This window comes from Chryseobacterium mucoviscidosis, from assembly GCF_002177115.1.
Taxonomy (GTDB): domain Bacteria; phylum Bacteroidota; class Bacteroidia; order Flavobacteriales; family Weeksellaceae; genus Chryseobacterium; species Chryseobacterium mucoviscidosis.
Map to the genome: position 1 here is coordinate 121,784 of NZ_MVAG01000091.1, position 13,842 is coordinate 135,625.

The 13,842-nt window shown below is 35.9% G+C and carries 12 protein-coding genes; 6 read left to right on the forward strand and 6 right to left on the reverse strand.

Annotated features, from left to right (window positions below):
- Nucleotides 1–32: 32 nt before the first annotated feature.
- Complete coding sequence (smpB, locus tag B0E34_RS06245; protein WP_087707948.1) at nucleotides 33–491, reverse strand: SsrA-binding protein SmpB; 459 nt, start codon at nucleotides 489–491, stop codon at nucleotides 33–35.
- A 206-nt stretch (nucleotides 492–697) separates the two neighbouring features.
- Between smpB and B0E34_RS06250 the strand changes: the two genes are divergently transcribed.
- The 6 genes from B0E34_RS06250 to B0E34_RS06275 all read left to right on the forward strand — a co-directional run bounded on the left by B0E34_RS06250 (nucleotide 698) and on the right by B0E34_RS06275 (nucleotide 8,641).
- A complete protein-coding gene (locus tag B0E34_RS06250) occupies nucleotides 698–2,320 on the forward strand; it encodes an ABC-F family ATP-binding cassette domain-containing protein (RefSeq protein ID WP_087707950.1) in 1,623 nt (540 codons plus the stop codon).
- A gap of 99 nt (nucleotides 2,321–2,419) precedes the next feature.
- The gene (gene recJ, locus B0E34_RS06255; RefSeq protein WP_087707952.1) at nucleotides 2,420–4,132 is read left to right on the forward strand and encodes a single-stranded-DNA-specific exonuclease RecJ; all 1,713 of its coding nucleotides are present in this window, start codon (nucleotides 2,420–2,422) and stop codon (nucleotides 4,130–4,132) included.
- A 9-nt stretch (nucleotides 4,133–4,141) separates the two neighbouring features.
- Nucleotides 4,142–4,726, forward strand: coding sequence for a nicotinate (nicotinamide) nucleotide adenylyltransferase (gene nadD / locus B0E34_RS06260; RefSeq protein WP_087707954.1), 585 nt, complete (start codon nucleotides 4,142–4,144; stop codon nucleotides 4,724–4,726).
- An 84-nt stretch (nucleotides 4,727–4,810) separates the two neighbouring features.
- Nucleotides 4,811–5,149, forward strand: a complete 339-nt coding sequence (locus B0E34_RS06265; RefSeq protein ID WP_087707955.1) for a DUF3817 domain-containing protein — start codon at nucleotides 4,811–4,813, stop codon at nucleotides 5,147–5,149.
- Between the two features lie 293 nt (nucleotides 5,150–5,442).
- Entirely contained in the window at nucleotides 5,443–7,704 is a 2,262-nt protein-coding gene (locus B0E34_RS06270; RefSeq protein ID WP_087707957.1) for a TonB-dependent receptor domain-containing protein, read from the forward strand.
- 85 nt (nucleotides 7,705–7,789) lie between these two features.
- Nucleotides 7,790–8,641, forward strand: coding sequence for an alpha/beta fold hydrolase (locus B0E34_RS06275; RefSeq protein WP_228423022.1), 852 nt, complete (start codon nucleotides 7,790–7,792; stop codon nucleotides 8,639–8,641).
- Between the two features lie 34 nt (nucleotides 8,642–8,675).
- Here the strand turns inward: B0E34_RS06275 and B0E34_RS06280 are convergent, their stop codons facing one another.
- The 5 genes from B0E34_RS06280 to B0E34_RS06300 form a co-directional block, all read right to left on the reverse strand.
- Nucleotides 8,676–10,433 carry a discoidin domain-containing protein gene (locus B0E34_RS06280; RefSeq protein ID WP_076391999.1) on the reverse strand — a complete coding sequence of 586 codons (1,758 nt, stop codon included), beginning with the start codon at nucleotides 10,431–10,433 and terminating at the stop codon, nucleotides 8,676–8,678.
- 29 nt (nucleotides 10,434–10,462) lie between these two features.
- Entirely contained in the window at nucleotides 10,463–11,488 is a 1,026-nt protein-coding gene (locus B0E34_RS06285; protein WP_087707961.1) for a hypothetical protein, read from the reverse strand.
- 64 nt (nucleotides 11,489–11,552) lie between these two features.
- Complete coding sequence (locus tag B0E34_RS06290; protein WP_228423023.1) at nucleotides 11,553–13,043, reverse strand: NAD(P)/FAD-dependent oxidoreductase; 1,491 nt, start codon at nucleotides 13,041–13,043, stop codon at nucleotides 11,553–11,555.
- Nucleotides 13,044–13,164: 121 nt separating this feature from the next.
- Entirely contained in the window at nucleotides 13,165–13,464 is a 300-nt protein-coding gene (locus B0E34_RS06295; RefSeq protein ID WP_087707965.1) for a type II toxin-antitoxin system RelE/ParE family toxin, read from the reverse strand.
- The gene (locus tag B0E34_RS06300) at nucleotides 13,448–13,786 is read right to left on the reverse strand and encodes a hypothetical protein (protein ID WP_029297707.1); all 339 of its coding nucleotides are present in this window, start codon (nucleotides 13,784–13,786) and stop codon (nucleotides 13,448–13,450) included. The genes B0E34_RS06295 and B0E34_RS06300 overlap by 17 nt, the downstream gene beginning before the upstream one ends.
- Nucleotides 13,787–13,842: the final 56 nt, after the last annotated feature.

Consider the following 13,842-nt stretch of genomic DNA (forward strand, 5'->3'; position numbering starts at 1 on the left):
TTTCTTTATATACAAAGTTTTTCAGATGATTTTTAACTTTTCTTTAATATTCTGTCGAGGTTTCGTTTATTTTCTCTATCTTTTATGCTCTCCCTTTTATCGAAGAGTTTTTTCCCTCTACCCAGCGCTATGAGAACCTTTGCTTTTCCCCTGTCATTGATATATAACTTAAGAGGTATAACGGTGTTCCCTGCATCCTTTAACTTTTTTTCTAATTTCTGTAACTCTTTTTTGTGCAAGAGCAATTTCCGTTCCCTTTTTGTTTTATGATTGTAAAAAGTTCCTAATTTGTACTCATCGATCATCATATTGATGATGTACAATTCCCCATCAATAAACTGACAGAACGATTCTGCGATGGATGCTTTTGAAGAACGCAAAGATTTTATTTCCGTACCTGTTAAAACCATTCCCGCTTCGTATTCTTCCAGAATTTCATATTCAAATCTGGCTCTTCGGTTTAATATATTGACTGTTTTTTCAATCTTCATTTTAAAATCCTTTTGTATTTGTAAGATGTAAAAATTTAATAAGGTTGCAGGTGAAATTTATATTTTTTCTGATATTTTTTTCTGCGTTTTATTAATTTAATGAATGAAATATATAAAAAATACCCCACATTTAAAAACCTGACTATTACAATATTGCGAAATACCCAAATTCTTTTCGTATTTTTGCGCCAAATTTACAAAACTATATGTTAACAGTATCTAACTTATCTTTACAATTCGGGAAAAGAGTTCTTTTTGACGAGGTAAACATTATGTTTACGAAAGGAAACTGCTACGGAATTATCGGAGCAAATGGTGCAGGAAAGTCTACATTCCTTAAAATATTAACAGGAAAGCAGGACCCGACAACAGGACACGTATCTTTGGAACCTGGAAAAAGAATGTCTGTTCTGGAGCAGGATCACTTTGCTTATGATCAATTTACTGTGCTTGAAGCGGTTTTGAGAGGTAACAAGAAATTATTCGAGATAAAAGAAGAGATGGACGCGCTTTATGCGAAGGAAGACTTCTCTGATGAAGACGGAATTAAAGCCGGAGAATTAGGCGTCATCTACGACGAAATGGGAGGATGGACTGCAGAATCTGATGCACAGACCATGCTTTCCAACGTAGGTATTAAAGATGATATGCACTGGCAAATGATGAGCGAACTTGAGAACAAGGATAAAGTAAAGGTTCTTTTGGCTCAGGCGCTTTTCGGAAATCCGGATGTATTGATCTTGGATGAGCCTACGAACGACCTTGACATCGATACGATCTCTTGGCTGGAAGATTTCTTAGCAGATTACGAAAACACAGTAATCGTTGTATCCCACGACCGTCACTTCTTAGACACGGTTTGTACGCACATCGGTGACTTGGATTATGCTAAACTTAACCTTTACACAGGTAACTACTCTTTCTGGTATCAGGCTTCTCAGTTAGCAACGAGACAAAGAGCTCAGGCGAACAAAAAAGCGGAGGAAAAGAAGAAAGAACTTCAGGACTTCATCGCAAGATTCAGCTCGAACGTTGCAAAGGCTAAACAGGCAACTGCAAGAAAGAAAATGATCGATAAATTAAACATCGATGATATCAAACCGTCTTCAAGAAGATATCCTGCCATTATTTTCGAAATGGAAAGAGAAGCGGGAGATCAGATTTTGGATGTAAAAGGTCTCGAAAAAACAAAAGACGGAGAATTACTATTCTCAAACATCGATTTAAATCTTAAAAAAGGAGATAAAGTTGCTGTTTTGTCTAAAAATTCATTGGCAATTACAGAATTTTTCGAAATTTTAGCTGGAAACGTAGAAGCGGATAAAGGAACTGTTGCTTGGGGAGTTACTACAAACCAGTCTCATATGCCTTTAGACAATACTAATTTCTTTCAGGAAGATTTAAGTTTGGTTGATTGGCTAAGACAATTCACGAAAAATGATGAAGAGCGTCATGAAGAATTCGTAAGAGGATTTTTAGGAAGAATGCTTTTCTCGGGTGATGAAGCTTTAAAATCCTGTAAAGTGCTTTCAGGAGGTGAAAAAATGAGATGTATGTTCAGCAGAATGATGCTTCAGAAAGCTAACGTTCTTTTACTGGATGAACCAACCAACCACTTAGACCTTGAAAGTATCACGACATTGAACAACTCACTGTCTAACTTCAAAGGAAATATTCTATTGGCTTCTCATGACCACGAAATGCTTTCCACTGTCTGTAACCGAATCATCGAGCTTACTCCAACCGGAATTATCGACAGAGAAATGACTTACGATGAATATCTTGCTGATAAGAAAGTAAAAGAATTAAGAGAGAAAATGTATTCTTAAAATATTTAAAAACCGTTCAACTGCTGAACGGTTTTTTTTTAACACTTCCCCTTCAACAATAAACTTTTCTTTTAAATTATAATTCCCTATTTTTGTGAAATGAGTCAAAAATGGATTTACAAGCCCGAACCCGATGAGGAAATTGTGGATGGATTAAGTTCGTCTCTTGGTTTTGGAACTTTCGAATCTAAACTCCTCGTTCTCAGAGGAATTGACAATTATCAAAAGGCAAGAGAATTTTTTAAACCCAACCTTAACGACATTCACAGTCCGTTTTTAATGGCAGATATGCAAAAAGCTGTAGAGCGGATTGCCACTGCAATTGAGAATGGAGAAAAAATATTGGTTTACGGAGATTATGATGTAGACGGAACAACTGCCGTTGCACTGATGTATCTGTACCTCAGCAAAATTGTTCAGAAAAAATATTTAGATTACTATATCCCCGATAGAAATTCTGAAGGGTATGGAATTTCTACCGAAGGAATCGACTTTGCCAAAGAAAACGGCTTTTCGCTAATTATCGCTTTAGACTGCGGAATCAAAGCATTAGATATGATCCGCTATGCCAAAAGTCTGGATATCGATTTTATCATCTGCGATCACCATTTACCCGGAGAAGAAATTCCTGACGCCGTTGCCGTTCTGGATCCGAAAAGAAGCGACTGTCGCTATCCTTTCAAAGAACTTTCGGGTTGCGGAGTAGGTTTTAAACTTTGTCAGGGTCTCAACACCATTTATAAACTTCCTGAAGCTGAACTGTTTGAATTAACAGATCTTCTCGCCATTTCCATTGCCGCAGATATCGTTTCAATGACCGGAGAAAACAGGGTTTTGGCTAAAATGGGACTGAAAATCCTTCGAAAAACGAGAAATTTAGGATTAAGATTATTAATTCCCGAAGACAAACTTTCTCATTTTGAAATTTCAAATATTGTGTTTGAAATTGCGCCTAAAATTAATGCTGCCGGAAGAATTTCGCACGGAAAAGCAGCCGTTGAGCTTATGGTTTCGGATAACCTGAAACACGCCCATCAGATCGTGAGCGACATCATGAATCTTAATGATGAAAGGCGTGAACTGGATATGAATTCTACCCTTTCTGCTCTAAATCAGGTTATTGAATCTCAGCAGGAAACAAAATATACTACCATTGTTTATCATCCGGAATGGAATAAAGGAGTGATAGGAATTGTAGCTTCAAGATTAATTGAAACCTACTACAAACCTACCCTTGTTTTCACCGATGGAAATAATGGGGAAATGGTGGCTTCGGCGAGATCCGTTTCGGATTTTGATGTTCATGAAGCACTGGATATGTGTTCGGAATATTTCTTAAAATTCGGAGGACATCATGCCGCAGCAGGACTTTCTATGGAAAAGGAAAAATTTGCCGCTTTCAAAGAAAAATTTGAACGTGTTGTCTCTGAAAAAATCAAAGAACATCAGAAAGAGCCTTCGATCACGATCGATTCGGAAATACAGATTGATGAAATTAACCGGGAATTTATCAATTTTCACAGAAAATTAGCACCTTTCGGACCTCACAATATGAAACCGATTCTGACATTGACAAATCAGAAAATTTCGGGGTATATCAAAACGATGGGAAAAGATAATAATCATCTTAAATTCTATATCAAGCAGGAATCCACCGGAAGAAATATTGAATGTGTAGGCTTTAAATTGGGACAGTTTGCCGATGATTTCAGAAATAAATATTTTGATCTTGCCTTCACGCTGGAAGAAAACCACTGGAAAGGAAATGTCACACATTATCTGAATATTAAAGATGTAAAATTCAGGGATTAGAAGTTTTTTATGAAAAAAATTGGTTTATTTTTCGGTTCGTTTAACCCAATTCATATTGGTCATTTAATTTTAGCCAATTACATTCTGGAAAATTCCGATATGGATGAATTGTGGTTTGTGGTAAGTCCGCAAAATCCTTTTAAAGAAAAAAAATCTTTGTTAAAAGATCATAACCGACTGGATATGGTGCAGCTTGCGGTAAAAAATTATCCGAGAATGCGTGCTTCAAATGTGGAGTTTTCGCTTCCACAGCCAAGTTACACGATTGATACGCTGACTTATCTTCATGAGAAATATCCCGACTATTCTTTTAGTTTAATCATGGGAGAAGATAATCTGGAAAGCCTTCATAAATGGAAGAATGCTGAAACTTTAATTAAAAATCATCACATCATTGTTTATCCGAGAGTTTTTGAAGGTGAAAAGAAAGATTCCGAATATCTTCAGCACGAAAATATTTCTCTAATCAACGCGCCGGTTATTGAGCTTTCCGCAACAGAAATCCGTAACATGATTAAAAGCGGCAAAAACGTAAGACCGATGCTTCCTCCCGAAGTTTTTGATTATTTGGATGGGAGCAGTTTTTATAAGTAATTTTGTATTCAGGAAATCAGACGTTAGAGATTAGAATTAATAACTGTAATTTCAACTCATAAACCGAATTCTCAATTCAATACTATGAACTTCATCGAAAAATTTTTCTCAAAATATCCTCAGGAAAAAATCATTAAGTGGTTTAAAAATATCTGTCTTGCAGAAGCCGTTTCGTGGTTTTTTCTTTTCACGGCTATGATCTGGATCCGTACCAATCCCGATGAAATTCTTCCTATTGTTTACATCAGTACCATCGGAAGTATTCACGGTTTCTTTTTTTCTCTTTATCTGATCTTTTTACCCGCGATAAGAAAAATTTACATCTGGGATGATGAAGACAGCGTTTTTGCCTTAATTGCCGCTTTCTTCCCGTTTGCCACGATCTGGATCGATAAAAAGCTTGCCCGTTTCGACAGAGAATAAATTCAATAGAAAGAACCATTTCGGTTCTTTTTTCTTTTTATTACACCATGACATTTCAGAAATTTTATCCCGAAATGTAATACAATCATGTTCAAAATTGTCTTATTGACAGCAAAGGAACAAAAGCAAAAAATTTAATCTAAAATTTTATTAACTGAAAATCAATTAGTTAAATTTTATTTAAAAACATTTTAAGTACTTTGTATTGCAAGATACTTAATTTATTATATATCTTTGCAATGTTAAATAATAACAAATACAAGCTATTAAAAAACTCTCTAAAATTATAAAACATGAAAACGCCCATTCTTATCGCAGCTATATTCTTCAGTGGATTATCTTTCGCTCAGCAAACTAAAAAGGATACTGTAAAAACAAAAAGCATAGAAGGAGTTACTTTAACCAAGCAGGTTTTCAAAAAACAAAGTGACCGCTTTGTATATGATGTTGCTGCATCTCCCATTGCAAAAGGCAATACGACGTTCGATATTCTGAAACAGACTCCCCTTTTGTCTACAACAGATGATAAAACGTTAAAGATTGCAGGAAAGAACAATGCGCTGATCTACATTAACGGCAGAAAAAGTAATATGGATGCAGAATCTCTGGTTCAGTTTCTTAAAAACACACCCGCAGAAAATATCCAGAAAATTGAAGTGATTACAGTTCCGGGAAGTGAATATCAGGTGGAATCTTCCGATGGGATCATCAATATCGTGCTGAAGAAAAAAATGAGCGACGGAACCAGCGGAAACATGAGAATGTCTAATACCCAGAGTAAATACAATGCAAGCAACGCCAGTTTCTCTGTCAATTACAGAAAAGACAAACTGGGAATTAATGCGAATCTTAGTGGTGGCGAAAATATCAATCCGCAGTCTTACATTCTCAGAAACCGATCTGAAAATGTACAGAATGAATCTGTAGGGAATATTGATGATCCGAACAAAAATTTAGGAGGATATCTGAATATTGATTATCAGTTGAATGACAAAAGTAATCTGGCTTTATCATGGAATACATGGGCGAACAAAAGCTACAATTCTACGATCGATCTGATGAACACGATTACAAAATATGATACTAACGGCAATATACTTTCAACCGCTTATACTAAAACCAAAAATAAAGAGGACGCAAGAAGCTATAACAATTCTGTAAATTTAAACTATGAAGTAAAGCTTGATTCTTTAGGAAGCAAACTGAACGTGAATGCAGCTTATCTTAATTATAAAAGATTTCAGTACACGAATAACAACACGCTGATTCAGGATGCGACAGGAAATTTCACCCAAAACAGCAGCAAAATAATTCAGGATCTTCCGCAGGTTATTAACAATTTTTCAGGGACGGTGGATTATATTCAGAAATTTAAAAACGATTTTACGCTCTCTGCCGGAGGAAATTACAATAAAACAAAAACTGACAACGACACCAAAAATTACTCATATCCATACGATATTTCCGGCAACCAGTTAGCTTCTCAAAATGATTTTAACCATTTTATTTACAATGAAAATATTTATGGTCTGTATGTAACTTTTGAAAAGAAGTTTTCGGATAAGTTCTCAGGAAAAATCGGAGCCAGATACGAAATCACGAATAGTTTAGGAACCGCAGACAGTTGGAAAAACAATGTAGAAACCAATCAGCAGATCGAGAGAAATTATAATAATCTCTTACCTTATCTCAGTTTCAATTATGCCATTAATGATAAGAACAATATTTCCTATTCCTTTTCAAGCAGAATGAGAAGACCAAGCTTTTGGGAACTGAACCCTGTAAAAAATCTTATTACGGAAGATAATTATACCCAAAATAATCCTTTCGTAAAAGCATCTTCTACCTACAATCAGGAGTTAACGTATATGTACAAAAATTCTTATTTCCTGATTTTGAATCATACCTATGAAAAAGACCAGATTACGCAGGTTCCGTTGCAGAGAAGCTATATCGATCCGAAAACCAATCAGAAAAGAGTTCAGTTGGCGTACATCAGAACCAATTTCGGAGACAAGCAGGAAATGTCTGCTATGTTGGGAATTCAGAAATCTTTATTCAAGCAATATCTTACATTAAACTTCAATGCGGGTGTACAGTATAACATCAACAACGGAACATTAGATACAGATCCTACAACAGGACAGGTTTTTGATACTTATGTAAACAACAGAAAATCTGCAAGTATGTTGATTACCAGCAACAACACCATCCGTTTAGACAAAAAGAAAACATGGTTCTTAGGCGTAAATTTCTTCTATGTGGATAAACAGCAGATAGAACTTGGTATGCTGAAAAACTTAGCAAGTTTAGATCTGAACATTAAGAAAAACTGGAACGACTGGACGTTTGCGTTGAATCTGAATGATGTTTTAAGAACCAATGTCGTGGAAATTGAAGATTTACAGGCTTCCGGAAACTATAACTACATTAGAAACGACCAGTACAGAAGAAGCATTAATGTAAGCATTACTTACAATTTCGGAAACCAGAAAGTGAAAAAGGTAAGAAACATCGAAAGTGCTTCAGACGAAATTAAAAACAGAACAAGATAACAATCATTTCTTCATATAAATCATTTTTTGTGGTAAACTCGCTGAGAAATCGGCGAGTTTTTTTATTTTTAATTAAAATTCAATGATGAAGAGTCGTTTAATTGCTTTAGCAGGTTTATTTCTTCTTACACTTTTAGGCTGTAAGCAAAACACCATTGATTTCGGAAGTGGTAAATCTTTTACGATAGAAAAAAATGTTTCCTACGGAAAAGACAAGGAACAGAAAATGGACGTTTATATTCCTAAGGCTTCTTTAAAAGATAAAGACGTTTTCATCGTTATTCATGGCGGCGGTTGGCGCGGCGGAAGAAGATCTCAGCTTACGGATTTCACTTATGATCTGATGAAAAAATTTCCTGAACATATTTTTGTCAATCTGGATTATAGGCTTGCTTCATCCAAGCGTTTTGCTCTTCCCAGTCAAACGGATGATATTACCAGTGCTATGAACAATGTAGAAAAAACCTTAAAAATTCATCCCAAATATATTCTTCTCGGAAACAGCGCGGGCGGACATTTAGCTATGTTGTATGCTTATAAATTTGATCCGGACAGAAAGGTAAAAGCGGTTATCAATATCGTCGGTCCCACTGATCTGAACGATTCAGGATTTAAAAATTATGAAGATTATGCTTTCGTAGAAAAACATTTGATTGATCCTAAAATCGTTGACAGCAAAACAACGCTAATGGACTTTGGAAGTCCGGTTCACTGGATTACTCCAACTTCCGCTCCTACCCTTTCGTATTACGGAATTAATGACCATGTGGTTCCACTGTCTCAAAAGAAAACGCTGGACTCGGTTCTATCAAAAAATAAAGTGTATCATGAATCTTATGAATTTACCGGAGATCATCTCGGCTGGGATCAGTCTTCCAATGCAGATTTTCTGGTTAATAAAATTGAGGGGTTTATGAAGAATATCGACAAAAAATAAACGCTCTGAAAAACTCAAAGCGTTTATTAATATTTTATTCAGACTTAAAAATCTCCGATCTTTCTGAAACTCCATTCGCATTGAAAGCTTCGATCTGGAAATAATATGCATCCGCTCTGTCGGCTCCGGTGAAGAAATATTCGTTTTTACCGTACACCATAATGCTTCCGTACAATTTCTCTGGAGATTTTCCCCAATAAATGACGTATCCGTCTGCATCGGAATTCTGCTGCCATTTCATCCAGATGCTTCTTCTTTCACCATATTTCTTAGGATCTGATCTCAACGGAACAAAACTCTGAACTTTTCCGGGAACTGCTCCTGCGCCTTTTCCAAAAACTCTGAATCCGCTTAATGCAAATTTTCCGGTTGGCATTTTCAGATTTTCCATTTTCAGAAATCTTGCTTTGGCAGGTTTTTCCAATTCTACATAATCATGAGGAACATCTTTGGTGTTTTTGCTTTTATCCACAATAACATTCCATTTTTTACCGTCATCGGAACCATAGATTTTATACTGATGCATTTTGCCCAGTGTTTTTCCCATAAACTCAACATCCTGATCGGCATAATTGATCTGAATGGCATTGATGGTAGAAACCTCTCCTAAATCCGTCTGAAACCACTCTCCGGAATTGCCTGTTTTGGCACTCCAGTACGTTTTAATATCTTCATCCACCGCATAATTAGAATGATAACCACCTAAAGTGGATGAAACCTGAACCGGCTTATTGTAATTCAGCAGCATCCATCCTGCAAAAAGTCCTTTGGAGAAATCTTTTCCCTGTGCATATTGCGGAAGATACGTTGGATAATCTCCGTAAGCCGTGTTGCAATACATTACATCATCTTTATCAAATCCGGCAGGCCAGATTCCCAATCGTCTTTCAAAATTATTTTTGGTTGATATAAAAATGGTAGAAATGTGCCACCAGTTTTTGTAATTGTCTTCAAACGTTGCACCGTGTCCTGCTCCTCTCGCAAAACCTCCCGGTTTGTAAGAAAACGGATTGTGCTGTTGATATTCAAAACCTTCTAAAGGCTTATTACTAACATACACTCCATCCGAATATCCGCTGAATTCCGTTGCAGGAGCTCCGTACTGAAGATAATATTTTCCGTTATGCTTCGTCATCCACGCTCCTTCTACAAAAGGCTGCAAGAAAACATTGTCATTGTATTCCCCGAATCTTTCCCAACCATGATCTTCCGGTTTTAACCTGATGGTCGGCTTTACAAAACCTTCGGACTGAAGGGTATTTACTTTTACTTCGGTTCCCAACAATGGCCATTCATTGCTTGATCCCCAATACAAGTACAGCTTGTTTTTGTCTTCATCGTAATGAAATGCGGGATCCCATGCTCCGACTTTTAAAGTATCAACAGCAATTTTCCAGTCATCTTTGGTGGGATTGGTACTTTTCCAGATCGGGAAATCCTGTTCCCATGTCGAACCAAAAACATACAGAGTATCTTTCATTGCCCAAACTGCAGGAGCGTTCAGATCGTGGGTATATTTATTGTCTCTTAAAAATTTCCGATGAACAAACTTCCAGTCGAGCATATCATCGCTGTACCAGTATCCTTCCTGATTGGTGGAAAAAAGAAAGAGCTTGTTTTTAAAATTAACAATCACCGGATCGGCTGTTGCACGGTGTTTTCCCTGTTTTGAAAAAACTTCGAACGGAGTATACCCGTAATCGATATTAATCGGGTTACAAAATGTCTTCTGCTGAGCATTTAAACTGAAAAATCCCAACAAAAGCATGAATGAAAGGAGGCACTTCTGCATTTTCATATGTTTTAACTTTGAGGACAAAATTAATTAACTTTTTTCGGTTTTCTCCAAATAAAGCCATCCAATAAGTAATGCGTAAGCTGAGGAACGACTAATAAAGGGACTAAAAACTGAAACCAATTCAACGAAATATTCAGATGTAATGAAAAATGTTCGTTCCAAACCAAAATTTCCCATAGAAACTCCTCGAAAAATGCAAAAGCAAGAATAACGAGAATAAACAAAAATATCCCGAAGGTAGACTTGAATAAAGAAAGACGGTTTAGATTTTGATCCTCTTTTTGTTGAATTTCTCTGATGTAAATTAAAGCAATGTAGGGAATTCCGTGTGAAATCACATTCAGGAAAGTGAAAACCAGATCGTTATTGAAATAAACAATTCCGAAATACCACGAAAGATAAGTCCCTGAAATTAAGGCGATTTTCGGAATATTAAATTGTCTGGTTTTGAAAATTTCATACACCGTTTTTACGATCCAAATCATTAAAATCCCGAAATATAAAATCTTAATGACAGGAATATAATCCGGAAGATTCTGAAGCCAGTTGAATTCATTTTGTACAAACCATGTAAAAGCTCTCGGTGTTTTAAACCAATACAACATCGGAAAAATTGTGGCAGAATACACCGCAATTTCATCCAATTTTTTACTCCGGTTATTGGGTTCAAATCTAGCATAAATTCTCATGAATCCATATTGCTGCCTGATAAAATGAAAAACAGCAATCAAAGCTAACACCGACCAAAACGTAAGACTTCCGAACTGGTATAAAATCAATCCTAAAATCCAGCTCAAGGCAGGAATTCCGTAATATAGCAGTTTTCTTTTCCTGACTTCTTCTTTAACGAAATAGGTTTTGAATAAGGTCGAATACACATGCGCTACATCCACAAAAACAATCAGGAAAAGCCATGTGTAAAAGGAATAATGATTTTCCAGTCCCTGAATCTGTTTCTGAAATAAGAAAACAATCAGCAAAATAATGAAAGGCGGCGACAGAATAAACCAGCCGTCTGTTTTTGCGTTATGGATCCAGGGTTGTTTCATTTTTTATTTTTGGGAAACCTAACAGGTTTTAAAAACCTATAAGGTTTGAATTCTTATTTTAATATTAATCAAATTGCTGCATCTCTTTCGCGGTTCTCCATCCCTGATAAAATGCTTCTTCGAAAATTGAAATTCCTGAAAGATCAGAATGGGCAAAGAAAATTTTCCCTTCAACCGGCTGTTTTGCCATTTCGGAATTTCCAAAAATCTGGTTCGGAACCGGCGCAATCATCGCATGACCGATTTTGTGAAACTGCATTTCGAGGATAAAATCTTCAATCATGGGATGGGCTTTTTTTAAATCTTCCAAAACAAGGCTTTTCAACTGTTCTTCTTTCAGACCGTATAATTTTTTTCTTGCTTTTTTACAGTCATTGGTAGAAAAACTTCTGTAGTACGTAATCACTTTTTCGCCCATAATCTGGTTTACATTCTGATGCTGATCGTAAATATAGCCTAAACCATCAGAACCGTAAATTACGTTATCCCAAGCCAATTCTTCGTCTCCTCCGAAATCGTTTTGTAAAGTAATCGTTGTTAAAAGCCACGGAACATAGTTAAAATGTTCAGCTCTTTTATTGTTGAAAATTCTTTCGTTGACGAATTGCGGAGTCGCGAACAGAACTTTTTCAGCAATGATCTTTTTTGTCTTTTTCTGAATATTGTCGAAACTTAAAACCTCAACATCGTTATCATTGATCTTCACATCAAAAACCAGATGATTCTGTAAAGATTTTTCTTCTGTATATTTTGAAAAATGTTTTGCCAAACGAGCATTTCCTTCCGGCCATGTGAAAACCTGATCTTTGTATTTTTTGCTCCAGTTATTTTTTCTTCCGGCGAAATAATGAATTCCCGCCCAAGCCGAAATATAATCGATTCCCAAACCGTAATCGTCGCGACAGGAATAATCCAACAGCCACAGTAATTCTTCAGATGTAAAATTTTCTTGTTTCAGCCAGTCTCTGAAAATAATTTTCTCTAGTTGTAAAACCTCATCTTCCCGGGTGGAATCGTGAACCGGAATGGCAAACCAATATTTTCCTTCCGCATCTTTTTTATGCTGAAAGTGATCCATCATTTTAAAAAAACGGTCGAATTCCGCTTTTGCTTCTGAGGAAATTCCGTTTTGCGGAACGATATCATTTTGCCATGAATTTTTGAAAAACAACCGTTCCTGTTGCGGGAAAGTCATCTGATATTCATCTAAAATCGGATCACCGTTTTCATCGTCTCCCTGATACATTTTGCAATCTTTCAGAAATTGGATGATTTCAGTATTTTCTTTATTTGGCAATGGTAAATAATGCGCTCCCAGAGGAAATTTTGAAAATTTGTTCTGTCCGTTGGAAGAGTTTCCGCCTAAATGGTTTTCCATTTCGAGCAACAAATAATTGTTTTCCTGATTCTGACTGAAAAATCTGCACGCCGAAAGTCCTGAAATTCCTCCGCCGACAACGAGGTATTTTGTGCGAATTTCTTCCGTAGGTTGAGGAAAATCTTTTGCCCAGAGTTTGTGCCCTAAAATATGATTGGTTCCTGTGATTGTAAGCAATAAGGATTTCCCTTTTTTACTGCAATAGTGTAAAAAAGGAATCATGAGACTGCCTAAGAACAGGGTTTTAAGGAAATCTTTACGTGAAAATTGAGTGGGTTGAGTTGGCAAGATTTAATGGTTATTTTGAGATGCTTTCGTAATTATCATCGGGATTCTGAAAATTGTTGATAACTCTGTGGATTCTCAACATATCATCCTGATAATCATAAATAATGTAGTTATGTTTCGTTACCAAATATTTCATAAACCCTGTATCTCTATATTTTTCAAAGTATACATTTTTTGAAAGTAGCATTTGAATAGCCTGATCATATTTATCCAAAAAAATTTCTAAAACCAGAACGCCCCATTGATCAAAAAGATAATCCTGAAGATTTTCAAAATCTTTCTTGGAAAGATCACTATATTCTACCCTCATTCTTACGCTGTTCTAATCTTGCACGAGCCTGCTTCATTAATTCCTGGTGAGATATTGTTCTTCCCATTCTGAAATCTTCTTCAGATCTTTTCAACGATTCTAAAATCTCTTCATGGGTTTCGTTTCTATAAACAGGTTCCATTACTTTGGCAATAGAAAGCAGTTCTTCGGAAGTAAATCTCTTTTCTTTCATTTTCTTGAAAAAGGTAGGTTTTTTAATTCCTGTTTTTTCAATGATATAGGAAATTTTGAAGGGTGAATCTTTCAGAATCTGATCGATGTTGTTCTGGATTTCTATATATTTTTCAATTTCAGCTATCATATTTTTATAATTTAAGTATCAATATATGATACAAATATAATAAATAATTGACACTT